At 62.9% G+C, this 24,291-nt stretch carries 20 protein-coding genes; 10 read left to right on the forward strand and 10 right to left on the reverse strand.

The features are described 5' to 3' along the window. Complete coding sequence (locus NO347_RS15130) at positions 1-1,230, reverse strand: glycoside hydrolase family protein (protein WP_256290501.1); 1,230 nt, start codon at positions 1,228-1,230, stop codon at positions 1-3. Then, positions 1,230-2,315 (reverse strand): DUF354 domain-containing protein, encoded by a 1,086-nt coding sequence (locus tag NO347_RS15135; protein ID WP_256290502.1) that lies wholly within the window; start codon positions 2,313-2,315, stop codon positions 1,230-1,232. Before NO347_RS15135 ends, NO347_RS15130 begins: the two co-directional genes overlap by 1 nt. A 164-nt stretch (positions 2,316-2,479) precedes the next feature. On the opposite strand from NO347_RS15135, the gene NO347_RS15140 reads away from it, so the two are divergent. Then, the gene (locus NO347_RS15140; RefSeq protein ID WP_256290503.1) at positions 2,480-3,868 is read left to right on the forward strand and encodes a sulfatase; all 1,389 of its coding nucleotides are present in this window, start codon (positions 2,480-2,482) and stop codon (positions 3,866-3,868) included. A 506-nt stretch (positions 3,869-4,374) separates the two neighbouring features. Further along, positions 4,375-6,555 carry a right-handed parallel beta-helix repeat-containing protein gene (locus NO347_RS15145; protein WP_256290504.1) on the forward strand — a complete coding sequence of 727 codons (2,181 nt, stop codon included), beginning with the start codon at positions 4,375-4,377 and terminating at the stop codon, positions 6,553-6,555. Between the two features lie 55 nt (positions 6,556-6,610). Here the strand turns inward: NO347_RS15145 and NO347_RS15150 are convergent, their stop codons facing one another. Beyond that, positions 6,611-7,570 carry an alkaline phosphatase family protein gene (locus NO347_RS15150; protein WP_256290505.1) on the reverse strand — a complete coding sequence of 320 codons (960 nt, stop codon included), beginning with the start codon at positions 7,568-7,570 and terminating at the stop codon, positions 6,611-6,613. A 169-nt stretch (positions 7,571-7,739) separates the two neighbouring features. Here NO347_RS15150 and NO347_RS15155 point away from each other — a divergent pair, with 169 nt between their 5' ends. Continuing rightward, positions 7,740-9,503 (forward strand): asparagine synthase-related protein, encoded by a 1,764-nt coding sequence (locus NO347_RS15155; RefSeq protein WP_256290507.1) that lies wholly within the window; start codon positions 7,740-7,742, stop codon positions 9,501-9,503. 3 nt (positions 9,504-9,506) lie between these two features. Here NO347_RS15155 and NO347_RS15160 read toward each other — a convergent pair whose 3' ends face one another. Further along, positions 9,507-10,469 carry a glycosyltransferase family 2 protein gene (locus NO347_RS15160; RefSeq protein WP_256290508.1) on the reverse strand — a complete coding sequence of 321 codons (963 nt, stop codon included), beginning with the start codon at positions 10,467-10,469 and terminating at the stop codon, positions 9,507-9,509. Between the two features lie 309 nt (positions 10,470-10,778). Here NO347_RS15160 and NO347_RS15165 point away from each other — a divergent pair, with 309 nt between their 5' ends. Next, positions 10,779-11,825 carry a DUF1616 domain-containing protein gene (locus NO347_RS15165; protein WP_256290509.1) on the forward strand — a complete coding sequence of 349 codons (1,047 nt, stop codon included), beginning with the start codon at positions 10,779-10,781 and terminating at the stop codon, positions 11,823-11,825. A 135-nt stretch (positions 11,826-11,960) separates the two neighbouring features. On the opposite strand, the gene NO347_RS15170 is transcribed toward NO347_RS15165, so the two are convergent. Continuing rightward, positions 11,961-13,280, reverse strand: a complete 1,320-nt coding sequence (locus tag NO347_RS15170; protein WP_256290510.1) for a polysaccharide deacetylase family protein — start codon at positions 13,278-13,280, stop codon at positions 11,961-11,963. A 233-nt stretch (positions 13,281-13,513) separates the two neighbouring features. Here NO347_RS15170 and NO347_RS15175 point away from each other — a divergent pair, with 233 nt between their 5' ends. Both NO347_RS15175 and NO347_RS15180 read left to right on the forward strand, forming a co-directional pair. Continuing rightward, positions 13,514-14,674, forward strand: coding sequence for a glycosyltransferase family 4 protein (locus NO347_RS15175; protein ID WP_256290511.1), 1,161 nt, complete (start codon positions 13,514-13,516; stop codon positions 14,672-14,674). Between the two features lie 151 nt (positions 14,675-14,825). Further along, positions 14,826-16,289 (forward strand): lipopolysaccharide biosynthesis protein, encoded by a 1,464-nt coding sequence (locus NO347_RS15180; protein WP_256290512.1) that lies wholly within the window; start codon positions 14,826-14,828, stop codon positions 16,287-16,289. 33 nt (positions 16,290-16,322) lie between these two features. Here the strand turns inward: NO347_RS15180 and NO347_RS15185 are convergent, their stop codons facing one another. Next, positions 16,323-17,483: a Gfo/Idh/MocA family protein gene (locus tag NO347_RS15185; RefSeq protein ID WP_256290513.1), complete on the reverse strand. Its 1,161-nt coding sequence runs from the start codon at positions 17,481-17,483 to the stop codon at positions 16,323-16,325. A 281-nt stretch (positions 17,484-17,764) separates the two neighbouring features. Continuing rightward, entirely contained in the window at positions 17,765-18,922 is a 1,158-nt protein-coding gene (locus NO347_RS15190; RefSeq protein ID WP_256290514.1) for a glycosyltransferase, read from the reverse strand. A 165-nt stretch (positions 18,923-19,087) separates the two neighbouring features. On the opposite strand from NO347_RS15190, the gene NO347_RS15195 reads away from it, so the two are divergent. After that, positions 19,088-20,287 carry an FG-GAP repeat domain-containing protein gene (locus NO347_RS15195; RefSeq protein WP_256290515.1) on the forward strand — a complete coding sequence of 400 codons (1,200 nt, stop codon included), beginning with the start codon at positions 19,088-19,090 and terminating at the stop codon, positions 20,285-20,287. Between the two features lie 97 nt (positions 20,288-20,384). On the opposite strand, the gene NO347_RS15200 is transcribed toward NO347_RS15195, so the two are convergent. Beyond that, positions 20,385-21,662 (reverse strand): nucleotide sugar dehydrogenase, encoded by a 1,278-nt coding sequence (locus NO347_RS15200; protein ID WP_256290517.1) that lies wholly within the window; start codon positions 21,660-21,662, stop codon positions 20,385-20,387. A 231-nt stretch (positions 21,663-21,893) separates the two neighbouring features. Here NO347_RS15200 and aglF point away from each other — a divergent pair, with 231 nt between their 5' ends. The 3 genes from aglF (at position 21,894) to NO347_RS15215 (ending at position 23,168) form a co-directional block, all read left to right on the forward strand. After that, positions 21,894-22,631, forward strand: coding sequence for a UTP--glucose-1-phosphate uridylyltransferase AglF (gene aglF, locus NO347_RS15205; protein ID WP_256290518.1), 738 nt, complete (start codon positions 21,894-21,896; stop codon positions 22,629-22,631). Between the two features lie 62 nt (positions 22,632-22,693). After that, positions 22,694-22,987 carry a HalOD1 output domain-containing protein gene (locus NO347_RS15210; protein WP_256290519.1) on the forward strand — a complete coding sequence of 98 codons (294 nt, stop codon included), beginning with the start codon at positions 22,694-22,696 and terminating at the stop codon, positions 22,985-22,987. A gap of 43 nt (positions 22,988-23,030) precedes the next feature. Then, positions 23,031-23,168 (forward strand): hypothetical protein, encoded by a 138-nt coding sequence (locus NO347_RS15215; RefSeq protein ID WP_256290521.1) that lies wholly within the window; start codon positions 23,031-23,033, stop codon positions 23,166-23,168. A gap of 117 nt (positions 23,169-23,285) precedes the next feature. Here the strand turns inward: NO347_RS15215 and NO347_RS15220 are convergent, their stop codons facing one another. Beyond that, complete coding sequence (locus tag NO347_RS15220) at positions 23,286-23,567, reverse strand: winged helix-turn-helix domain-containing protein (protein WP_256290522.1); 282 nt, start codon at positions 23,565-23,567, stop codon at positions 23,286-23,288. Positions 23,568-23,573: 6 nt separating this feature from the next. Then, positions 23,574-24,116: a DUF7344 domain-containing protein gene (locus NO347_RS15225; RefSeq protein ID WP_256290523.1), complete on the reverse strand. Its 543-nt coding sequence runs from the start codon at positions 24,114-24,116 to the stop codon at positions 23,574-23,576. Positions 24,117-24,291: the final 175 nt, after the last annotated feature.

Raw genomic sequence — 24,291 nt, forward strand, 5'->3', positions numbered from 1 at the left:
TTACGTCCCCCCTCCGCCGTATCGCTCCTCGAAGTACACAGACAGCGCGTACGCCATCCACGCTTGACACCACCGCATCAGCGTGAAGCGCTTGGTGTAGAAGCGCCGCTGCTGGTAGTAAAACTGCCCCTCACCGGCGTACAGGTTCGCGAGCACCCAGTCGACGATTCGGCGGACGAACTCGAAGTCGCCGGCCTTCGAGAAGACGATGATCCCCTGCGTCGCGGCGTGAATATCCCGCGGATAGGAGCTCCGCTCGTCCCAGTTCGGCGCGCCGTCGGCCTCGAACAGCTGGTCGCTGTAGAAAGACAGTGCGCGGTCGAGCGTCTCCTCGTACCGTTGGTCGCCAGCGACTTCGTGATACCGCTGGTAGGACTCGACGATGAAGCCGTTGTGGTGGTTGTCCATCGAGAGATGCGACGCGGACGGGGGGTCGCGATAGGCCCAGCCGCCGACAGCGGCCTGCTTTGTCGCGATGTAGTCCAGTAACTGGCGCGCCCGATCGAGGTGTCGGTCCGCCCCGAAGTGGTCGTACAGATCCACGAGCAAGCGAGCACCCACCGCCCCCCCGTTGAGCGTGTAGAAGTCGCCGTCGAACAGCGGTTGGTAGACGATCCGCGCCCCGCCGTCGAGTTCCGTGTAGTCCAGTTCGTCTACCACAAAGCGTTCGGCGGTGTGTGCGGTCTCACCGTAGTCGTCGTCGTAGGTCGCCATCCGGAGCAACGACTTCACGCCGTAGGAGGTAGGGACTACGTTCGGCGTGTTCGCCGGACGCAGTTCCCGGAGCTGTTGCATCTGGTGGCGGTGCCCGCCGCAGAACCCGGCGAAGTCCTCGCTTTGCTCGTCGACGAGCCAGTCGGCGAGGTGACGGGCCTGATCGAGATACGTCCGGTCTCCGGTGAGCTGGTAGGCGGTCTCGTTGGCCATCGTAAACAACGCAGACCCCTTGAAATTGCGACGCTGTTCGACGAGGAACAGCGGCCGAACGTTTACTGGGGCGCGTTTGATGCTCTCTTGGACGGCGATGTTGAGCCACTTGTTCTCGACAGGAAGCGCCCGGAGAAGGCGGCTGCTCATCCCGTCGAAGTAGTCGTAGCCGGTGTAGTTGCGCTGGCGGGCATACGAGAGTGCGTCGAGCATCACCTGTTGGAGATACGCGTCCCGGTCAGAGAGGTCCCCTTCGGCCGGCCGAGCCTCGATCCGCGAGTCCGCGTGCAATGGTTCGCTCATCAGGCGTCGACCTCCGAGTTAATGAGCCGAGCCGTCAGTCGGGCGACCTCCTCTTGAACGCGCTCGGCGCGGCTCGTATCGGGCACCGCGTCGGCGGCGTCGAGGCCGGTGACGTACGCGACGATGTCGTCGGGGTGCCGCGAGTGGAAGATCCGGCCCTCTTCGACGAGGTGGCGGTCGACAGAGAGCAGTTCGTTCGGGAAGAACGAGACCGCCGGCGTGCCGAGACTGGCGGCCTCGCGGGCCATCGTGCCGGAGCCGGTCAGCATACACCGAGCGTTCCAGGCCAGATCGAGGCCGTTGAGCGGATTCTCGGGGACGAACACCTCGCTTCGGTCGTAGGGGTCCGCGAATTCCTCGTCGCCGCGGCCGCGCGGGAGATAGACGACCGGGATGTCACGGTCTACGAACCCCTCTAGCAGTTTGGGAACGAGCGACGCTTCGACGTCGACGTACGCGGCCGTGAGAGCCTCGGGCCTGATCACGACGAACGTCTCGAACGGGAATCTGTCAGTGAAATCCGGCTCTGGTTCGAAGTCGGCGACGTAGACGTCCTCTTTGATCCCGTCGTAGGTGTGTACGGCCCCGCTCGCAGGCCACCGTTCGAGTTCGTCGCGTTCGAACGCGGCCGGTACGACGTTGTGGGTCGCCAGCGCCTCCAGGCGGTTGTAGAGCTGTTCGGCCCACAGGCCGTCGACGTAGGCGGTGATGTCGTTGTCGGTGTAGTGGATGCTCGGGATGCCGTTGGCCCTGGCAGCGAGCACGGACATCGCGTTCCGAGCCGAAAGCGCGACGGCGGCGTCAGGGGCTTCGAGGCCGAGTTGTCCCGTTCGAAGCGGAATCCCGACCTTTCGCAGGGTCTCGTGGTCGAAATCTCGACCGACGACCCGGAAGTCGAATCCGACCTCCCGGGCCAGCGGGACCGTCTCGCCCTTCTCACGAACGGTGACGTCGAGAGCGACGCCGTCGAGGCGATCCATCAGCGCGGCGAAGAAGAAGGGGTGCGAAGGGCTCACCAGATCGACCCAGACGGGAACCGTGGCGCGCGTTCGATCCAGGCTCTCGGGGCGACTGATCGTGTTCATTACAGGTGAATCGATACAGCCCAGCGTATCGACTTTGTTATGCCGAGATTACCCGGCAGCGGCCAAATCAGCGGTCGATACCGGCGAATAGTAGCCTCTGTAATCGGGCGCAATCGGGGGTAATTGATAATGAATTAACCGTATAGATCGCGTGCGCCCACACGATGCCGCGCCGGGATATCATCTGGATCACCTTGGAGAGTGTCCGTCAGGATCACACCTCCCTCAGCGGCCACGAGCGCGACACGACGCCGAACGTGCGCCGGCTCGCAGCGCGGAGCGACAGTGCGGCGTTCTCGAACTGCTTCGCTCACGGGATCTGGACGCGAACGTCCAGCGCATCGATGCTCACTGGCAGCGCACCCGCCAGCCACGGCGTGCTGTCGTTCGACTCGAAGCTACCAGCGGACATCGAGACCGTCCCCGAACAGCTTTCCGAACGAGGGTACCGGACGGCAGCCGTGTCGCCGATCGCGCAGGTGAGCGAGGCGACCGGTCTCGACCGCGGGTTCGACGACTTCCACTACCTCACGCGGGGCACGCTACTCGAAGAAGCGGGACTGCGGTCGATGGTCCGGTATCTGCGACAGATTCGTCACCACTCCGCCGGCCTGACGATGGACACCAAAAAGCACAGTATCGGGTATCTCGTCGCCGAGATCGCGACCCGACACATACGACAGCGGGCTGACGAGGATGACCCCCTCTTTCTGTACGTGCACATCGGAGACAGCCACCATCCCTACTATCCGCCGAAAGGGTGGCGGGAAGCGTTCGTCGACGACCTCCAGTTAGATCTCGCTGCGGCCCTGTCGGTCGCGATGGAGATGTCGGACCGGCTGATCGAACAGATGGCGGCCGGACTGCCGTTCTCCGACGCCGAGTGGAATGCGATCGAAGTCCTCTACGACACCGCGATCCGGTACGTAGACTCCCTCGCTGGCACGATCGTCGACACCGCGCGATCGTATCTCGACGATCCCATCGTCGTCGTCACGGCCGACCACGGCGAGTTGCTCGGGGAAGAAGGGTGTCTCGCACATATGCTCGTCGCGAACACTGCCGTGACGAACGTTCCGCTGGTAATTTCCGGCATCGAGGGGCTCGACGGTGGGAACTGCCTCGTACAGCCCGCCGACGTTCTGAAGACGATTTCGAATCGGTGTGAACTCTCGCTTTCCGTGCCGGCAGGACAGGACGTTTCGGCTGGCGAACGGGCCGTCGCCGTCACCCAGCGCGGCGGGAAGCGGGCCCGGAAGAAGATCGACCAGATCCGGGATCACGATCCCGAGAGTGGATCGCACTTCTGTCCGGGCAACCTCACGAGCGTTCGGACGGCCGACTATCGATATCAGCGGTGCAACGGTCAGGAAGACCTGTTCGTCCTCCCTGACGAGACTGTCGATCGTGCAGAGAGCGAACCGGCGATCACCGAGCGCTTCCGTCGGGTGACAGACGAGTGGCTCGCCGAACACGCGCGTGAGGAGAGTACAGACCGCGCAGAGTTCTCAGCGCAGATGCGACGGCAACTGGAAGATCTCGGATACTTCTAGCCGTTCGAGCGGGGGAAGTACCGAAGCGTAGCGGCCCGATAGGTCTCGACATCCAGTCGGAACGTCTGTTTTCTCCCACATCAGTTAGTAATACTACACTACTACTAGCAGGATTGTACTACAATCGTAGCCGACATAGTAGGTAACTATTACCACACCTGCTAAGAGTGGCGCGCAGGCCAGCAAAACGCCTCATTTCTGGCTGAGATCTCTTGGTGTATACTCAAAACGTAACCAAACAAAGTGAGACCTAGGTAAAGAACAATCATACGGTTGCTAAGAGAATCCTACTGGTCGGTACGGTTAATTAGATATCTCCTACTGATCCCGACGAAGCAATGGACGACACTAGTGGTGAGAAGGAAGATCCTACTGTGGCATCTACGAGTGAATTTGCGGAGCAGGAAGAATCGGCCGGCTCAGATGACGAAACGCCGAGTATGGGGTCTGAAACCTCTAGTAAGGGACTCCTTAATCGGCGTAATTGCCTCAAAGCGGGGGCGGCGATGCTCGCCGCGGGGTCGTCGGCGTTCGTTGGCGGCGCGGCAGCAGCGACGGAACGGTACGGGATCCAATTCAGTACTGTCGTCGATGCAGTCGACGACCTCGGCCTGGATCCGAACGGCAACGATCCGATCGACTCGACGTTGGAAGACGCGCTGGCGAGCGGCGACACGCTCGTGGAGTTCCCGGCTGGGACCTACTACTTCGACGGCCAGCTGGACTTCGGCTCGCCGGACAACTGGGGCATCCGTGGTCTGGGAAGCAGTCCCTCGGACGTGCGGTTCGTGACGACGCCTGGTGAAGGACGGTATCTGACAAAGACCAACGGCGGCTCCGGACAGCTCGTCGAGAACGTCACCTTCGACTACAGCGCTGAAGACGACGGCGGGCTCGGAATCGTCCTCCGTGGCGAGGACAAGATCCGCGTCCAGGACGTAGAGTTCGTCGGGTTCAACCCCGTTCACGCGGATGGCTCGAAGATCAACGTCGTGCCGATGGCGCTGGATCCGAACGGCCGCGCGGTCATCGATGGTCTGGTGCGAACGGGCCCGACGGACATCGTCTCGCACGGCCACCTCGACGGCAACTCCAACGATAGCTGTATCTGGCTCGGCGACCGTCACGAAGGCGAGCTCGTCATCCGGAACTCCCACATCGAAAACACCGGCACGAACGCCGTATACGCCTCCCGGACTTCCGGGACGGTCCACTACGAGAACTGTCTGTTCAGGAATAACAATCAGACGTCGATCCGGATCGGCGGCGGCGACGGGAACCAAAACACCATTCAGAACTGTACGTTCGTCGTCGACACCGAGAACGCGGACCCGGACAACGGGGGCGAGTTCATCAACCCCCACGGCGTGGTCTGTGAGACGAACGAGACGACGCCCGGGCCGATTCGCATCGAGGACTGTGAGTTTATGTACAAGTCCGGCCCCGACCGCGGTCGGCTCCTGTTTGCCGACGGCAACGCCGGACCGATCGAAATCGTCAACAGCCGGTTCCGCTCGGAGAATAGCGAAGTCGAGCCCATCTTCGCACGCGGCGAACCCCGCTGGTGGAAGGCCGCACCCGACCAGTCGATCGACATCCGCAAGAGCCAGTTCTCCGGCAGCGGCGAGGTTACGGTCAACGACCGGCCGGCCACGATGCAAAGCGGCTGTATCTCCAGTCCCGTCTCCGGCGTCGACGTCGACGAGAGCGTCTCCCGGGACAGCTGTACGATCCCCGACACCGACGCACCGGCGGAGTCGACCGAAGAAGAGGAAACGGAGAGCGACACGACCACCACGACGCTGACGAACGAGCTGACCGTCACCGGGACCGGCACGAAGACGAACTACGAGTTCGCCGTCGGCGGCCAACTCGAAGCGACGGACGACGTCGAAGCGTGGGATGAAGTCTCCGAGTCCTCCGTCAATGGCTGGATCACCTCCGAAGGAGTAGCAGACACCTACCAGTTCTCCGGGCCGCTCCAGCGCATCGAGTTCCTCGAAGGAGAGGCAAAAGTGTCTGTCAACGGTCAGCAGATCGATCCTGCGACGCTGAGCACGAGCGGCGAGTTCCCCTCGACCCTACAGATTCCGGGCAACGGGAGCACGAAGAACTACCGGGTCAGCGTGACCGGCGAAATCGCCGACCACCCCGCCCTCGGGACGTCGCTGAGCGAGTACGACACCGTCTCCGACGGGACGCTCGAAGGGTGGGCCACAGACGAGATGGACGCCATCCAGTTCTCTGGATCGGTCGAATCGATCGAGCTGCTCGAAGGCGACGGCTCGATGTACCTCAACGGGAAGCAGATCGATCCGGCGACCTACGATCCGGCGACCGAGCAGACCGACGGGGAAACGGACGAGCAGACAGACGAGGAAACGGACGAACAAACCGACGAGTCGACCGACGACGCCACGAAGCTCCCGAACACGATCACGATCGACGGGGACGGCGCCGGGGTGACCACCTACAGTTTCAGCGTCTCGGGCGACGTGGTTCGGAGCGACCAGCTGAGTTCGGGAACGGGTTCGACCACGATCGACTCGCTGACCGACTCGACCTCCGATGGAACGGTCAACGGATACATCTCCCAGGGCGTCGACGGCTATCGGTACTCCGGGGAGATCACTAGCCTATCGATCAACGGCGACGCGTCGGTCTCCATCTCGGACAACGACGGATAGTCCGACGGTCGCGGTGCGCGCCCGCTACTGATACTGTCGGACAGAAGTTCGTGAATCATTCTGGCACCCACGGGGTGCCGATACTTTTCACATCGCTCTGTCCGACAGTATGAACGTATCCGAGACTCTCCAGTCGGTCCCGGACGACCTCTTCGCTAACGTCTGCGTCGGCTGCGGTAGCGCCACCGTCAACGATCGTCTTCCGCTCGCCGTTGTCGGAGACGAGCCAGGGTACGCGCACGAGTTCGTCCGTGTAGATGCCCGGCGGGTGCCCGTACTCGCGGATCGGCAGGGGTGAGGCTCGCTCGCCGATCATCTGTCCGTGGTCCGCGGTCACGACCGTTCGACCGGAGAGATCTTCGAGGAGTCGTCGGACGTGCGGAAGGGCGACGTCTAGGTTTTCTCGAAACGCCTCCCAGAGGACGTCGTCAGAGACACCGAACGTGCCGCGCTTGACGTCACTCCAGGCGAAATTCAGTTTATCGAGGTCGAAGTGTTTGCGTCCTGTCGGCCCGATGAATGGATAGTGCGGCTGGAGAAAATGCGCGACGATTCGTTTGTTCGGGTACGTCTCGGCGGCCTGGACGGTGTAGTCGGCCATCGTCTCCGGGAGCACCGTTCGAAAGTCCTCGTGCCAGCCGACGTCGCGCCAGACGTTCACCACGTCGTGAAATCTCGTCTGGAGCGTGTCCCGCTTGCGGTAATACATCGGGCTCGCGGTCACGTAGACCGTGTCTCGAAGGTCCCGCCCGGCGAAGTTGGCTGCCAGAAACTCGCTCGTGTGAGAGCCCTTCGAGATCCGCGATTCGAGGCGACCCGGGAGTGAACACTGAGCGAAAATGTCGTAGCGGCACGCGTCGAGAATGACGAGACTATCCCAGTCTTCCTCGAAGATATCGACGCCTCCAGGCGGTCCTCGCCGCCGCCCCAAACGAGTGTGATACAGCCGGTTTGCCTCACGGGCGGCGAGCGACGGCTCCCGAACCACCTGGCGGACCTGGTGCAGTCCGTACATACCCGCTTGTGGTGTCTGCTGGATATTGTTATACCCACGGTAGTGGGGACCGCTGTGGGAGGAGACAGAATGTAGCCAGGATATAACAATCCACGTCGGTCGGCTTTAGAGACACAGCTATGGGTATCGTGCCGGACAGTTTGCAGTGTGTACCCGCAGAGGGGGATCGATGACCGGGATCGTCGGGGTCGGTCCGGATGGCCCGTCGCTCTCAGCGCTTCTCGCACCGGTTCACCAGGAGCCGTGGTACGAGACGGACCGAGCGGAAGCCGGAGACTACGGGCTCGCGATCGTCCATCACGGCACGAAGGACCCCGGCGGCTGGCACTGCTGGCAGGACGGTCGACGCGCTGGCGTGATCCACGGTGCGATCACGAACCTGGATGCGTTCGACGGCCGGTACGAACGCCTGTTCGCGCGCGTGTTCGAGGCGCCCGCCGAAACGCTCCGTCGACTCGACGGGCCGTTCCTGCTGGCCGCCGTCGACGACGGAGCAGAGCGATTACTCGTCGCGACCGACAAGCTCGGGGCGCGGCCCTGCTATTACGCAGTCGAAGACGGCTTCGCGTTCGGATCGAACGCCGCATCCCCGCTCGCTGGCGTTGAAGATCCGACGGTAGACGTCCAAGGCGTGAGCGATATGGTGATGCTGGGCCAGGTCTGGGGCGAGAAGACGCTCGTCGAGGAAGTCTCAACACTCCCGCCGGCGACGGTCCTCGAGTCCCAGGAAGGGAGCGTCTCCACCGAAGCGTACTGGCAGTTGGACGTCGACGTCAGCCCGAAGAAGGACCCGTTCACGCCGATCGTGAACGCCTACCGGCGAGCGATGGCAGACACGGCGGCCACGATGGACGGGTCCGTCGGGCTCTGGTTGTCAGGCGGACTCGACAGTCGGACGATGGCGAGCGAACTCTCGCGGAACCTCAGTTCACTGGTCACCTACACCTACGACGCGAACCCCGCCGGCGGCGGCAACATCGAAATCGCGAAACGGATCGCCGAGCGGGTCGGCGCCGAGAACGAGCTCGTCCTGCTCACTCCGGATCGGTTCGTCGACGTGTTCGAGACGGCCGTCTCGCTGACGGGCGGGATGCTCACGTGGCGGACGTTTCTCAACCTGACGGCCGTGTTCAACATCGACGAGCCGACGGATCTGATCCTCGAAGGCTGCGGCCAAGGGACGCTGATGGGTGCCGGGATCGGCCAGACGCTCCTCGGACAGCACGAGATGCCCGAGGAGGTGCTCTACCACGCGAAGCACCAGACGGACCGGGCGACAGTACAGTCGGTGATCGCACCCGACGTCGATCCGATGGCGACCTACCGCACGGTCGTCTCGGACGCGCCGTCGACCGACCCAGCCGAGACAGCGCTCACTGCGTACTACCGTAACTACGTCGCTCGTGGGGAATTCGCGAGCAACCGCATCGCCCGGAGCCAAGTGGGAAGTCGCGTCCCGCTGGTCGACGGTGAGTTCCTGACGGCAGCGACGGACCTCCCGCTGTCGTACCGGGAGCGGGCGATCCCCTTCACCGGCGGGAAGATTCCGGCAGGGGCGGCGAAGGGGAAGTTCGAGTTCACGCGGGCGCTTGACGACGGCCTTTCGGACATCCCCTACGAGCGGACGAAGTTCCCGCCGTCGTATCCACACTGGCTGCACACCGTGGGATTCGTCGCCGACACGGGGTCAAAACGGCTCCTCGGTAAGACGGCCTACGGGGGGCGACGGATGCAGAGCCGCTGGTACGAGAGCAACGATCGGCTACGGGCCCTCGTCGACGGACTCTTAGACGACGCCGCGACACGGCCGGTTTTCGACGCCGACACTCTCCAGACGCTGCGACGAGCCCACGACGCTGGAGAAGCCAACAACCTCGGCCCACTCGCGGCTGTGAGCACTGTGGAGTCCTGGCTACAGCAACACCTCGAATAGCGGCTACGTCCGGGAGTTACGAACGGCTCGCCGAACGTGCCGCGCCGGTTTGTACGTCATCGGCCCACCCAGTGCGACGAGCAGATACAGATACGACGTCGCATCGGTCGGGTCGCGTCCGAGCGCCGCGAGGAAGTGTTTGAGAGCGGATCTGTAGTAGCCGTTTCGGAGCGCAGAGAAGCCCAGGGTACGGGTGAGCGACGCGACGAACCGCCGTTCGGTATCGCGCCCATACTCCGCTGCGAGATCACGGTGTTTCCGGAGGAGGAGTGGTACCGAAACGTCACGCTTGGCTTCGTAGTCGTCGGTGATCTGATCGTGTGACGTGTACCGACGAGTGACGAGCGGCTCGGGGACTGACGCGTAGCGGCACTGCGTCGACAATCGGATGTGCCACTCTTTGTCCTGTAAACTCGGGAGCCGGTCGTCGGGGACCCCGGCCGCATCGACTATCGAGCGCCGGACGACGAACCGCGAGAACGACCCCGCCTGAACCGTCCCCCGGAGGATCGCTTCGGTCACGCGACCGTCGGCGGCCGGCGTGACTGATCCAATTCGCTCACCGTCGTCGTCGACGACGCGGGCCCCGACGAGTACGACACCGACGTCGGAGCCGCCCTCTTCGAACCTGTCTGCGACCCGTTCGAGGTATCTCGGATCCCAGAGGTCGTCGTCGTCGAGGAACGCGACGAACTCGCCCACAGACCGGGAGATTCCGGTACATCGGGCGGCGTTCGCACCCCTGTTTTCCTCGTGGCGAACGACCTCCGCACGCGCGAGCCCGTCGACGTCGACATCGGCCACGGCGGGTTCGATCGGCTCCGGGGAGTGATCGTCGACGACCACCAGTTCGACGCGTTCGTGCGTCTGTTCGGCGACGCATCGAACGGCCTCGGGGAGGTAGTCGGGGCGACCGTACGTCGGAATGACGACGCTCACCAGCGGGGTCGTTTCAGCGGGGACCATCGTCGGCTTCTCGGCCAGAACTGTCTTTGTTATACATCGTATTTCGGGAGTCGAGGGCGGCGAAAACGGCGATAACGACACAAGAGGATCTGACGGCGACGCCGCGTGCGGCGTGGGTAGACCACCGTAGGAGAGCTATAACAATACACGTACGCGGGCAAGAGCCCGCGAGTCGATGGTCGATCTACTTCGATCCGATGGGAGGCATACTGTCGGACGTCGCTCTGTGCCGATATTCGGCACTCACGGGGGCCGAGATCAGGCCCGAACGTACGTCCGACGGTATCAGAACACGAAGGGGGAACGGCGATGAACACGGAGCGACGATCCGGCACCCGACAGCTCGTCGACGTCTACGTAGCGCTCGCGCTGCTCGTCGTCGCGGGCGTGGGTGTCGTCGCGCCCGTCCCTGATCGAATCCGGCTGCTCATCGCGTTGCCGACGCTGTTTCTGCTCCCGGGGTACGCGCTTACGACGCTGCTGTTTCCGACACGTTCCGAACCGCGGTCGGGACCCACAACGCAACTCTCGGCGGACAACGGCACCGGTGAGCACGACGGGACCAGCGGTATCGGTCACTGGGAGCGGGCCGGGTTGTCGTTCGGCGTGAGCATAACGCTCTTGCCCCTCCTCGGGCTGCTGCTGTCGTCACTCGGGGTCGAAATCACTGCCGTGACGGCTCTCGGTGCCGTCGCCGTCCTCACATTGGTTACCCTCGGTGCCGGTGTCGGACGGCGGTGGCAGTACCCACAATCGGTCCGATACCAGCCGCCAATACCCTCGGTGGCGGCGTTCGTCGACGGGGGACGGAACACTGGTACACAGTCGACGAGAAGCGTTGCGCTCTCAGCGGCGTTGGTCATCGTGGTCGCTGCCGCAGTGGGCAGTTTCGCGCTGGCTGTAACGGCGCCGAGTGCTGAGTCCGAATCGACGGAAGCGTCGCTACTCACGCGGGCACCGTCGGGAGAGTTAGTCGCGAGCGGCTATCCGGCGACGATCGAGCCAGGACAGCGAGAACAGTTGGTACTCTCCGTGAGCAACGACGAGGAGGCGACCGTCGAGTACTCCGTCGTCGTGCAGTTACAGCGGCTCACCGCCGGCGACGACCCGTCCGTCCTGGCTCGCGAGCAGCATCTGACCGCACAGGAGCAACTGTCCGACGGCGAGACGTGGGAGTACGAGCACGAGATAGCCCCGCCGCCAGGGTACGCCGGCGAGCGGACGCGAGTCGTCTACCTCATCTACCGCGGCGAACCACCGGCACAGCCGAGAATGGACAACGCGTACCGATATCTGACGCTCTCACTCGGCGGGGAGCGGGCGGGCGCGACCGTGACACCGGTCGCACAGGAGTAGCGTGGTAAGTCGGCGAGGCGTGAGTAGTCGGCGAGGCATAGTTACTCGGCGAGTGGGATACGTTGGAGAACCGTGGTTAGTCGGCGAACGGAGCGGTCGCAACGTGATCGTGCGGTGCGGCTTCCAGCGGCGACGTCACCCGTTCTCGGCCGCCGCAACGAGTTCGTCCACGCGGACCACCTCGATCTCACCGGCCTGCTCTCGCCGGTGAACCTCGTCGACGACGCCCTGGAACTCGTCGAGCCCCGCGTCAGTCGAGAGCCCGTGGAAAAACAGCGAGAGAACGCCACCGTACGCAATCGTCTGATCTAAGAGCTGCCGGGCTTCTGTCGGAGTCGGCTCACCCTCACCGGGGATCAACTGCGGGTTCGACGGGCGCGCGATGGGCTGCCACCCGCCGACCCGTCCGCTGTCGTGGACCGTAGAGACTATTTCGAGCGCCTGTTCGTCGACGCCGCCGTAGGGGTACGCGAAGTGTCGAGCGCCTTCGGTGAACCCCCGTTCGAGGAGCCACTGCTTCGCGCTCCGGACCTGCGCTTCGACCTCTGCCGGATCGGATAGCTCACGGAGGTTCAGGTGGTCCGTCGTGTGCGAACCGACGAGCCACCCCTCTGCCTGTAGTTCTCGTAGCTGTGATTCGGTCAGTTTACCTTCGGTTCCGATCGTGCTGGGATTGACGTACGTGATCGCCGGGTAGTCGTGCTGTGCGAGATACGGAAGCGCTTTCGTGTAGTCGGTTTCGTTGCCGTCGTCGAACATAAACGCGACCTTTGGAGTCTCCGGGGCGGAGACGCGGACCGGACAGTCGAGAAAGAGCTTCTCGGTTCCGGACTCATCGCCCGGTGCCATTCGAAACGAGACACGGGTAATGTGCGCCAGATCGACGGGGGCGTCGTCGACCTGCGGATCCAACAGCCCGAAGTCGAGCCGAACCAACGCGCCGCGACTGCGAGAGACGGCGCGCGTCCGGAGGCGGTTGCCCTCGCGGTCCTGAAGGTCGATGTACGGATACGTCCCCGGAGCGCTGCCGTCGATCGCGACGTAGCACGCGGGGCGAGCGTTGCGAAAGTCCATCGGTTCGTCCAGTGGAACGTGGAGCCAGGACCCGTCCGCTCCAGTGTGGAGTTCGGCACACTGTGTGCCCGTAACGTGCCGCTCGCTGTTGGCGTACAGTTCGCCGTCGGTGACCTCGAGGTCGGACAGCCGCTCGAAAGAGCCGGAGCCGAGTCCCACGCGGGAAGGTTTCGGCGTCAGAGTCGAGTCCGACGCGTCGGCACCGTCGTGGTCCGCGCCGCGCTCTACCTGGGGTGACTCTCTGCGGCCGACACACCCGGCAGCCCCGAGCAGCGAACTCCCGGCGACCGTCGTGAGAAGCGCGCGGCGAGAGATGGTCCCGCGCGACCGCTCCAACTGTGCCCCCGCACGGCGCACCCGCTCTTTCGTCTCGTCTGTCATTTTGTTGTCGTCTTATCAGTAGCATCGGTGATTGTAATACTGCGCCTTCTCACGGCGATGGGGGTATATACTACCGGGAAGTGCAAAGCGAGACAATGTCGAAATCCGGTTTGTCGGTCTCGGGCGGCCGGTCGTGAAAGCGGCGCGACAGTGGCGCGAACAGGCAGCATCAGCAGACGCGTCCGCCGGTACGACCCTGCTAACAATGCGTCCTCAAAAGATAGAAGCGCACGATGAGTGACGCAGTGTCAACTACTCTCCTCGTCGTCGGGGCCTGCAGTCGGGATACCGGCGGCATCGCTCAGTACATCCGGGGGCAGTCCCAGCACATCGCTGACTCGGTCGACGTCACGACGCACAGCACGAGTTCGCCGCCAGGGAAGGCGGCGCTCTCGGAGGGTGGCGTCGCCAAGTACCGCTGGCTGCTCCTCGCGGTGCTTTCGGCCGTCAGGAGGGTACTGGAGTTTCCGTTCTACGAGCGGCCCGATGTCGTCCACGTACACGCGTCGTCGTACCTCTCGTTTTACCGAGAATCGGTGTTCGTCGTCTTCGGCGCGCTGGTCTGGAGGCGACCGATCGTGGTCCACATTCACGGCTCCGACTTCGACGAGTTCCTCCGCACGTCTGGTCTGCTCCGCTCGTGGTACGTCGGGTGGGTGCTGAATCTGTCCGCGGAAGTGATCGTCCTCTCCTCGTACTGGGAACAGGTGCTCTGTGCGGAGACCGACTTGGACGAGGCGATGGTGCTGCCAAATCCCATCGACGTGTCGTCGTTCTCCGAGGACGGGCGCGCAGAAGATCCACACATCGTCTACGTCTCCAACCACATCGAGCGGAAGGGCGTCGCCGAGTTCGCCGACGCGATCCGACGCTTAAGCGCACGCGACGGACCCGAGTTTCGAGTGAGTGTCGCTGGGGACGGCCCGAAATCCGAGCAGATACGGGCACTCGCGGCCGAGTACGAATTCGTGGAGTACTACGGGTACGTCTCGGAGAGTCGGAAGTACGAGCTGTTGACCGACGGGTCGATCTACGTGCTGCCCACGTACGCTGAAGGGTTACCGATCTCGCTCTTGGAAGGGATGGCCGGCGGCAACGCCGTCGTGTCGACGGAGGTCGGGGCGATCCCGGAGGTTGTCGGCTCCGAGAACGGCATCCTGGTCCCGCCGGTCGACGTCGATGCGCTCGTCGACGCGCTGGATACGCTTCGCACTGACGGCCAGTTGCGGCGGGAGATGGGCGAGACGAACCGTGAGCTCGTACGCGAGCAGTACACGTGGTCGCGGATCAGCCGCGAACTCCAGGAGTTGTACGAGCGGCTTCGGCCACGGTCACAACCCGGAGCGGGTCGAACCGGCGGGTCGCCGTCGCCGACTGTCACCAGCCCGAAGTAGACAGTTCTTACGGTCACGCAGTCACGCGCGTAGTACTCACATAACTAAACCAAAGAGAGACATACCGGATCGTGTGTCCGTTTTCGTACACTGGGCGCACTCTCGATAGCGCACGATGGACCTAGATAGACTCAAACGAGCGGTTCAGCGGATGACCCCGACAGGCGGAACGACAGAGCGCATCGTCAAGAGCGTCATCTGGGTGACCGGCCAGAACGTGATCGGCCGCCTCATCCAGCTCGCAATGTTACTCGTGTTGGCTCGGCTGATCGGGCCCCGCGAGATCGGGTTGGTTGGAATCGCACTGTTGGCGTTGAGCGCGTCACGGAAGTTCACGAACATCGGTCTGAACGCGGCGATCGTCCAGCGGAAGGAGTCGAACGTCGACGGCTACCTCAACACGAACTGGCTGCTCGAGATCGGACGCGGCGCCCTCATCACGGTCGTGCTGTTCGCCAGCGCGCCGCTGATCGCGTCGCTATTCGATACACCGCGGGCAGAGCCCTTACTACAGGCGATCGGGTTCTCGCCACTCATTCTGGGACTGCGGAACCCGGGCGTCGTCTACTTCCAGAAGAACCTGGAGTTTCACAAGCAGTTCGTCTACCGAATCTCCGGCTCGATCGGAGCATTTATCGTCGCCGTCGGGTACGCACTCGTCTGGCCGACCGCGTGGGCCTACGTCGCGGGGTTTCTGACCGCAGACGTCATTCGACTCGTCGTCTCGTATGTGATCCACGACTACCGACCGCGACCGCAGTTCGATCGTGAGGTCGCCGGCGAGCTCATCAACTACGGGAAGTGGATAACTGGTTCGTCGATTCTGTACTTCATCTACAGCGAGGGCGACGACGCGTTCGTCGGCTGGCTGCTCGGCCCCGTCGCGCTCGGGTGGTACCAGTACGCCTACCGATTCTCGAACGCGCCGGCGACAGAGATCTCGCAGGTCGTCTCCTCAGTGATGTTTCCGGCTTTCTCGGAGTATCAGGACAATCCCGAACGCTTGCGGAGCAGTTTCCTCAAGACGGTGCAACTGGTCTCGCTCGTGACGTTCCCGATGGCGATCGGGATCGCGGTCGTCACTCCGACCTTCGTTCGGGGCTTCCTTGGCAGCGACTGGACGGGTATGATAACGGCGATGCAGATACTCACGCTGTTCGGCCTGTTTCGCTCGCTTGGGAAGGTGTTCGGCGCCTTCTGGAAGGCGATCGGGCGCCCCGACTACATCACGAAACTCTCGGTGCTCCGCGTCGCGTTGCTCGCTCTTCTCATTTATCCGGCGACGTCGACGCTGGGGATCACCGGAACGGCGCTTCTCACCACCGGCATCTTCGTCTTCCCGATGATGCCGATCGACCTCTACATCATCACCCGGTCGGTTGGAACGAGCTACTCCGCGCTCCTCTCCGAGTTGGTCTACCCGCTGGCCGCCAGCGCGATAATGGGTGCGATCGTCTGGTACGTGAATCTCGTGCTCGAGATACCGCCGATCGCCGAGTTCGTCGTGCTCGTCAGTCTCGGCGCGATAATCTACGGAGTCGTGACGCTCATCTTCACCCAGCAGTTCGGCTGGGACATCGATAAGAACGTGCGAGAACTGATGTCGACGCTCTGAGTGCGGCGTTGGCGATCGGAACAGGAAAAACGACTACTCGGCCTCGACCCCAACGTCGTACACGCCCGCTTCGACCATCGCTTCGAGCGGATTGTCGTCGATGTCCAGCGGGAGGTCGACGCGTCCCTGTCGACGGGCCGACTCCCACGACGCGAAGGCCAGTTCCGTCGCTCTGAGCGAGACGGCACCTCGGATCGACGGCTCCCTGCCTTCGAGAAGGGACTCGATCACCTCGTCGATCGACCGCTCGTGGAAACTGGGTTTGTCGAGTCGACTCTCGTCGACGACCGGTACCCGCTCGAAGAGTTTCTGCACGCCAGCCCTCGCAAGCCCGGTCTGGGGGCCGTAGATCGTCTCGGAGGTGTCGACGGTTTTCCACGCCGAGTCGCCGGTCCGGTACCGCAAGTCGGGCCCGTCTTCGACGCCGAGTTCGATGACGCCGTCACTCCCAACGAGACGGAGGTAGCACCCGACGACGTCGGCACCGAGCCCGTCGGCTTCGCCCGTGATAGCGAGTCCGGTAACGCCGTCCTCGTACTGCCACTGCGCGAGCCCCTGGTTCTCGTTGTGCGTCCCGAACCACAGGTTCTCCTCGCGGTAATCGACGTTGGCTAGGACCCACTTCACGGGCGTCCCGTCGGTGTAGAAGCCACAGAGGTCGAACAGGTGCACGCCGGCGTCGAGGAGGTTCGCTTCGCCCCACTCCAACCGTTCGAGGTCGCCGATCTCACCGCGGTCGAGCAGTGCCTTCGCTTTCAGGAACGGCCCCCCGAACCGACGCTGGTGGTTGATCGTGAACTGAACGTCGTTTCGGTCACAGGCCTCGACCATCCGCTGGCAGTCGCCCCAGGTCGTTGCCATCGGCTTCTCGCAGTGGACGGCGTCCGGCGTCCCGCTCTCGGCGCAGCCGACGACGATGTCGGCGTGTACTGAGGGGGGCGTACAGACGCTCACGACGTCGATTTCGAGTTCTTCCAGCATCGTCTCGTAGTCCTCGTAGACGTTGCCTTTCGGAACGTCGAACCGATTGGCGAACGCCAGGGCATTCTCTGGGACGATGTCCGCACAGGCCACGAGTTCGACGTCGTCGCGTCGCTCGTATCCAGGCGCGTGTCGATACGCCATCGCGTACCCGGTCCGATCCCGCTGTTCGGGGTCCTCGCCGGTCCCGATGACGGCGGCGTTGAGTACCATACGAGATGGGATTTCGCTGGCCGCGTCAATACTATACTCTCCGTACCGTGCGTTATGAGTCGCCTACGGTCGTTCGAGTACGAGGACCGGACCTGGCCCATCGGTTACCGCGACACCTGATGGTCCATCGTCGACTTGTACAGTAGATTTGCAAGTCATCACGCACCCGATCACACGCTGTCGTACGATCGAGTGTGCACTCAGAGGGATTATCGTAACTGTTCGGAGATTCTCGCCGTACCGTCCGGCGAGACATCTATGCGGACTTACGATAACCCCTATCAGTTGCAAATGCTACTGTAGAGCCGCCGGGTACGCAACGACAGTTCGGACCAATCGAGCCGCGTGCTCGCCTCGTAATTCCCTTCGCCCATCGTTCGGAGATCGGCATCCAGAGCGTCAGCGAGTGCCGCCCGCAACTCATCGGTTTCGTCGGGATCGTAGCGGACGTTCCACCGCGGGTCGAGTCGCTCGCCGACGCAACCGCGGTTCGGTGCGACGACCGGGTTTCCGAACGACATCGCGAGGATGGCCGCCCCGGAGGTGAGCACCTCTTCGTAGGGGAGAACCACGGCGTCCGCCGCGTTCATATACAGTTGGATCTCGTCGTCGGGGACGAATTCCAGAACCGCACGTGCCCGGTCGTCGGCCGCGACGCGGTCGCGGACCGTGGCAGCCAGCTCGTCACTCCAGGGATTGCCGACCACTAACAGCCGGGCGTCCGGGGCGTCGAGTTCGCGGAACGTATCGACGAGTTCCGGGACGTTCTTGTACGGCCGGATGAGCCCGAAGTACAGGAAGACCGTTTCCTCGGGTCCATAGCCGAGATCTGCTCGCGCGGACGCGCGGTCTATCTCGTTCGGGTAACTGTCGAGGTAATTGCCGTGTGGGACCGTCCGGACGTCCGGCCGGTCGTCGGCCGAGAGGTCGAACAATTCCATCACGGTGTCACGGGCGGCGTCACAGTGGACGATGATTCCATCGATGAGCCGCGTGGCAAGTCGTTTCGTGAGTAGTTCGACGCGGGGCGAGCGTCGGGCGTGTTCGCCTAGATTGTGGACTGTCCACACTACCCGGACGCCCGACAGCCGAAGGACGAGGAGTTCGACGAGGAGCCGCAGGCCCAACAGCGCGGTGAGCCAGGACTGCTCCGTCACGAACGACTTGCTCAGCCAGTGAAGATGAACGACGTCGGGGCGACCGTGTTCGTGTACCGCCGGGAGAAGCGAGACATAGCGCCCGTAGCCCGACATCTCGACAGCGACATTGTGGGACTGGAGGCCGTCACGTAACTCCCGTTGGTATGGGTTCGAATCGGTCGAATCGGGATACATCAACACCGACAACTCGGAACGATTCTCGTCTGCGAGCGCATCTGTGTCAGCACTCGAACGGGCCGACGCGATGGGCGACTCTCCAGGGGGTTCACGTTTGGCCATATTAGCCTTTCACAGACTCCTATGACGGACAATGTCCGCCGTCGGGTAAAGTAGTTCTCCGCTTACTGTCGACAGCGATGGGACGGGCACAGCTCAGTCCCCCTCGTCGCCGTTCACAGATAGTATCGCGGATATAACGAAGTACTTTCGAAGGGCGTCTCTGGTATGGGCTTCCACCATCAGACGATCGACGCCGACCCGCCGTGCGGCCGCCTGGGATCGTGTGAAGTAACAGATCTCACAGGAAACGGTCGTCCGGACGTGGTCGTGACCGGAATGGGCGCGGTTCCGACCATATCTATCGCTGACAAAGAGATCAACGTCCGGAAACTGCCGGTGCTCGGTGAATTGTACGCGCGCACAGAGACGTACGCGTTCTGGTACGAGAACCCGGGATGGGAGCGCCACGACATCACCTCGGAGTCGAATCTCCACCTAGACGTGGGGGCGACGCTCTACGATATCGACGGCGACGGTCGGACGGACCTCCTTGCGGGTCAGGGGTACGCACACAACGACGTTTACTGGTTTCAACAGCCCGCCGACCCCCGAGACGAGTGGACGAAACGCCTCGTCACGGATCGTTTCCAGAAGTACCACGACCTCGCTGTCGGCGACCTAGACAACGACGGAGAACCGGAAGTCGTCGGGCTCTCACAGAGATCCGCGTCGGTGTTCTACTACGACATCCCGGACGATCCGACGGTCGAGCCGTGGCCGGACGACCACTGTACGGTCGTCGACGACGACAACGCGGTCGAAGGGATCTACATCGGCGACGTCGACGGTGACGGCGCGAACGAACTCCTCGCTGGAACCTCGCTCTATCGGCTAGAAGACGGACGCTGGACGCGCGAACAGTTCGCCGCCGGCTGGGACGACGTGCGCGTCGCCGTCGGCGACATCGACGGCGACGGACGTCCGGAGGTCGTCCTCAGCGAGGGCGACTCGCCGAAGTACGGGACCCACCCTGGGCGTGTGGGGTGGTTCGACCCGCACACCTGGGAGGAGCACGTCGTCGCCGAGGGGCTCTACTGCCCGCACAGTCTTCAGCTCGCAGACTTTACCGGTGACGGCACCCAGGATATTTTCGTCGGCGAGATGGGCCTCGACGAGAACGACTTGCCGACGCATTACGTGTTCAGCCACGTCGGCGACGGGAGGTTCGAGAGCCAGACTGTTTCCCAGGGGATTCCGACCCACGAGGCGAAGGCCGTCGACCTCGACGGCGACGGACGGGTGGACGTCGTCGGGAAGTCCTACGAACCGAACGCTCGGGTCGACGCGTGGCTGAATCCGGTCGAAGCGGACGTCGAGGAGACAGAGCGAGCAGATTCGACGTCTCGGCAGTCGGCGACGGACTGATACTGTCGGGCGACAGTTCGTGAATGATGTTGGCATCCACGGGGTGCCGATGCGTTGCACATCGTTCTGTCCGACAATACGAGATCGAATCCGCGCGCTAGAGTCCGACGACCTCGAACCCGGCGTCGGCCCACCGATCGGCGTCCAGCAGAGCGAGCGGATCAACGACGAGCCGTTTTTCGAGGAGCTCCCCGACTCGTTGGGGATCGAGGTCGGTGAACTGGTCGTGTGATGCTGCGATCACCGCGGCGTCAGCGCCGTCGAGTGCCTCCGTCTGTGACTGCAGCGCGAGCGTCGGGTCCGTCGCGACCGGGTCGTGGAGGCGTACGTCGAGGTTGTCGCCGCCGTCCGGGAGAGGCCGCTCCGAGCGCGTGTGGCCGGCGAGTCGGCGAGCGATGGCCAGCCCCGGGCTGTTTCGCGTGTCACTGACGTTCCCCTTGTACGTCACCCCCAAGACGGCGATCGTCGCTCCCCGGACGGTGCCGAGTGCGTCTTCCAGACGAGTGATGACGTAGTCGGGCATCCGGTCGTTGACGCGTCGGGCGCAGTCGATGAGCGTCGTCTCCTCTGAGTCCTGCCCGAGGAAGAGCGGATCGACCGGGAGACAGTGCCCGCCGACGCCGGGGCCGGGGTCGAGGATGTCGACGCGGGGGTGGTTGTTCGAGAGGTCGATCGCGGTCCGCACGTCGACGCCGTAGTCCGCGGCGACGAGCGCGAGCATATTGGCGTAGGCGATGTTCACGTCCCGGTGGGCGTTCTGTACGAGTTTGACGAACTCCGCGGTCGTGGCGTCCGGTGCGGTGTGGACCGCACCGTCGATGATGTCCTCGTACAGTGCAGCGATAGTGGCGGTCGAGTCGTCGTCGACGCCGCCGACGATACGGTCGTTCGTCCGAATCTCCGTCACCGTGTTCCCCGGCATCACAGTCTCCGGCGTGTACCCGAGGTCGAAGTCGACCCCGGGAGAGAGATCCGAGTCAGAGAGGATCGGGGCAAGCGTCTTCTGGGTCGTCCCCGGCGGGACGGTCGATTCGAGTACGACGACGTCGTCGGGTTCGAGCACGTCCGCGATCGCCGCGCTGGCCTGCTCGACGTACGTCAGGTTCGCCCGGTCCGCCTCGTAGTCGTAGGGGGTCGGCACACAAATGAAGTGAACGTCCGCAGAGACCGGCCGGTCGCTGGCCGTCAGGCCGGACGAGAGGGCGTCCAGCACATACGTCTCGAACTCGGGGTCCGATATCGACGGCTCGCCGGTTCGAATCGCCTCGATGACGCCGTCGTCGACGTCGTAGCCAGTCACGTCGTGTCCGTTGTTCGCAAAGAGAGAAGCCGTCGCCAAACCGACGTAGCCGAGACCGTGTACACAGAGATGCATACTCCCCACCTGTGCGGATACGGGCTTTGTTATGCAGAACTTGCAGGTCGAACACAGGACAGAGCGCCTGCAGAACGTGGAAGGCAGTCACTGCTCCCGCTCAGGCGGGTGCGCGCTCCCCACCATACGGCGGCTGTGGGACGTGCCGCACGCGACGTCCAGAGCGTCGCCGGGGGCCACCAGAACCGAAACCGGAGCATAACAAAAGGACGTCAGAGCCCCGAATCAGGTATGCAAGCAGTCGTGCTCGCTGCCGGAAGGGGGACCCGCCTCCGTCCACTGACGGAGAACAAACCGAAAGGACTCGTCGAAGTCGACGGGAAACCGATTCTGACCCACTGTTTCGAACAGCTGACCGACCTGGGCGCAAAGGAACTGCTCGTCGTGGTCGGCTATCGCGCCGAGGACATCGTCGACTACTACGGCGAGGAGTTCGCCGACGTGCCGATCCAGTACGCACACCAAGAGCAACAGCTCGGACTCGCGCACGCGCTCAATACGGTCGAAGACCAGATCACGGACGACTTTATGCTGATGCTCGGTGACAACGTCTTTCGAGCCAACCTCGAAGACGTGGTTCGCCGGCAGCGTGAGAGCCGCGTCGACGCCGCCTTCCTCGTCGAAGAAGTGCCCCAAGAGGAGGCATCCCGCTACGGCGTCTGCAACACGAACGACTACGGAAAGATCGTCGAGGTCGTCGAGAAACCGGACGATCCGCCGACGAACCTGGTAATGACAGGTTTCTATACCTTCTCGCCGGCGATCTTCCACGCGACGCGACTCGTCCAGCCCTCCGATCGCGGCGAGTACGAACTCTCGGACGCGATCGACTTGCTCATACAGTCCGGACGGACGATCGACGCGGTCGAACTCGAAGGATGGCGGATCGACGTCGGCTACCCCGAAGATCGGGCTGAAGCCGAACGGCGGCTACAAAACGCGGAGGAGGAAGCTGCGTCACACGTGTGACACGAATCGCGGAATAACGGGAAATATATAAACTAGGTCGCGCAAGCATCGATGACGATTGGATGAAACGAGCACAACCAGACGGTATTTCTGACTCTGCGACGGCGAGTAGCGGTACGACGTTCGATTTCGATCCAGGACGGGGAACCATCGTCGTCGACGTCGTCGAGGCGGTTTCGGCGATTGCAGGTGTAGAGGCACAACAGTTCGAACCGCGATTGTACGAGGCAATCGACCCCGACGCTCTTACACGATTAATCCAATCAGGCGACGACGGGGTAAGCGTGTCGTTCGAGTTAGGTGAGTATCAGGTGACTGTCCGAGGGCGCGGGGAGATCGAAGTCGCAGACCTGTAACCAGCGGTATATTTATTACCACCTTCTTGCAACGTAGTTACGAATGTCAGACTGGTTTACTGAAGAGGAGATGGACCGGATGGCTCGATTCGCACAGTCGTCGGGCTACGCTCGTGATCCGACAATGCTGCTCCCAGAAGAGGCTGAATCGGACGAGGACGGCGAACAACAAGAGCAGTGAGCCATCGGGGTCACGGTCACGACACGAACGCGGCAAGCGAGTAACGAGGGCATTCCTCGGCTCGGCTGAGAATATTTCTCACCACGCGCGTCGAAGCCCCCGGTCCGCACGCGTTGGCTACTCGTCGAGCAGCCCCTGCGCTTCGATCTCGTCCCAGAGTGCCTGGCCGTCGTCGGTAATACCGTACACGCGCCCTTTGCGGCGCTCTTCGGAGACTAAAAGATCGACGAAACCGCGCTCACGAAGACTCGTCAGTGCGTGGGAGACCGAAGCGATACCGATGTCCTCGTCGTCGGCGATCTGTGAAGGCGTCGCTGGCCCCTCGGCGAGCCGGGACAGCACCGCGACGCGGTACTGTGAACTGATCACGAATCCGATGTGGTCCCACGTGTCTGTCATCGTTGCTCATTCATATTCGACCGGGATGCGCGCGCCGTTGGTCATCGCTCGCTCGTTGTACACGTAGTGGACCCCGCTGACGGCCACGAGACCGATCAGGATGGCAATGCCGACGTACTGCGGTGACAAGAAGGGAATGTCGACAGCGATCGAGAGAAGGTATACCAAAAGCCCTACCGAGGCAGCGCCCGCATACACGAGTTGCCACGGGAATGGTTCGCTTCCTTCCTCGAAGTACTGTGCAAGTTCGTCGACGTGCCGTGTGGGCGAGACGATGCCCGTTTCCGAGTCGTACTCTACGACACCGGCCTCCGAGAGTTTCGGGACATGTGTCTGGTACAATGAAACGTAGGTTCGCTTTCGCTGCTGTGCGGACAACTCGTCGGGTCGGACCTCGTTTTCCTCGGCGGCGAGTTCTTCGGCGAGGTCGCTCAGCTCGATTCCCTCGCGATCGCTCTGGAGCCGGCGAAGCACGAACCGCCGGCGGGCGTTGCTCAGCAGGTCGAATGCGGTGTCCTGCGACAGCGTATGGGGTTCGTTGGGTGACATCAGAATCTCGCGACGACGGGGAGGTGGTATTTCTTTCCGGAGGTATCTGCTTTGTTAGGTGTATGTTATGCGACGGTTGGATGATCCTACCCCTCGTAGTCTGGATATTACTTTGCTCGTGTGTGGGCCACCTTCACCGAATGCAACAGGGGTGCCACCAACTGGTCGCTCGTCC

Source organism: Halobellus inordinatus (assembly GCF_024464655.1).
GTDB classification, from domain to species: Archaea; Halobacteriota; Halobacteria; order Halobacteriales; family Haloferacaceae; genus Haloquadratum; species Haloquadratum inordinatus.

Coding starts and splice junctions, on each gene's coding strand:
- NO347_RS15150 (WP_256290505.1), bottom strand. CDS start 7,570: ATGTACGGACTGCACCAGGTCCGCCAGGTGGTTCGGGAGCCGTCGCTC.
- NO347_RS15195 (WP_256290515.1), top strand. CDS start 19,088: ATGGGCTTCCACCATCAGACGATCGACGCCGACCCGCCGTGCGGCCGC.
- NO347_RS15130 (WP_256290501.1), bottom strand. CDS start 1,230: ATGAGCGAACCATTGCACGCGGACTCGCGGATCGAGGCTCGGCCGGCC.
- NO347_RS15185 (WP_256290513.1), bottom strand. CDS start 17,483: ATGGTACTCAACGCCGCCGTCATCGGGACCGGCGAGGACCCCGAACAG.
- aglF (WP_256290518.1), top strand. CDS start 21,894: ATGCAAGCAGTCGTGCTCGCTGCCGGAAGGGGGACCCGCCTCCGTCCA.
- NO347_RS15225 (WP_256290523.1), bottom strand. CDS start 24,116: ATGTCACCCAACGAACCCCATACGCTGTCGCAGGACACCGCATTCGAC.
- NO347_RS15170 (WP_256290510.1), bottom strand. CDS start 13,280: ATGACAGACGAGACGAAAGAGCGGGTGCGCCGTGCGGGGGCACAGTTG.
- NO347_RS15220 (WP_256290522.1), bottom strand. CDS start 23,567: ATGACAGACACGTGGGACCACATCGGATTCGTGATCAGTTCACAGTAC.
- NO347_RS15200 (WP_256290517.1), bottom strand. CDS start 21,662: ATGCATCTCTGTGTACACGGTCTCGGCTACGTCGGTTTGGCGACGGCT.
- NO347_RS15155 (WP_256290507.1), top strand. CDS start 7,740: ATGACCGGGATCGTCGGGGTCGGTCCGGATGGCCCGTCGCTCTCAGCG.
- NO347_RS15210 (WP_256290519.1), top strand. CDS start 22,694: ATGAAACGAGCACAACCAGACGGTATTTCTGACTCTGCGACGGCGAGT.
- NO347_RS15215 (WP_256290521.1), top strand. CDS start 23,031: ATGTCAGACTGGTTTACTGAAGAGGAGATGGACCGGATGGCTCGATTC.
- NO347_RS15180 (WP_256290512.1), top strand. CDS start 14,826: ATGACCCCGACAGGCGGAACGACAGAGCGCATCGTCAAGAGCGTCATC.
- NO347_RS15190 (WP_256290514.1), bottom strand. CDS start 18,922: ATGGCCAAACGTGAACCCCCTGGAGAGTCGCCCATCGCGTCGGCCCGT.
- NO347_RS15135 (WP_256290502.1), bottom strand. CDS start 2,315: ATGAACACGATCAGTCGCCCCGAGAGCCTGGATCGAACGCGCGCCACG.
- NO347_RS15175 (WP_256290511.1), top strand. CDS start 13,514: ATGAGTGACGCAGTGTCAACTACTCTCCTCGTCGTCGGGGCCTGCAGT.
- NO347_RS15140 (WP_256290503.1), top strand. CDS start 2,480: ATGCCGCGCCGGGATATCATCTGGATCACCTTGGAGAGTGTCCGTCAG.
- NO347_RS15160 (WP_256290508.1), bottom strand. CDS start 10,469: ATGGTCCCCGCTGAAACGACCCCGCTGGTGAGCGTCGTCATTCCGACG.
- NO347_RS15145 (WP_256290504.1), top strand. CDS start 4,375: ATGCTCGCCGCGGGGTCGTCGGCGTTCGTTGGCGGCGCGGCAGCAGCG.
- NO347_RS15165 (WP_256290509.1), top strand. CDS start 10,779: ATGAACACGGAGCGACGATCCGGCACCCGACAGCTCGTCGACGTCTAC.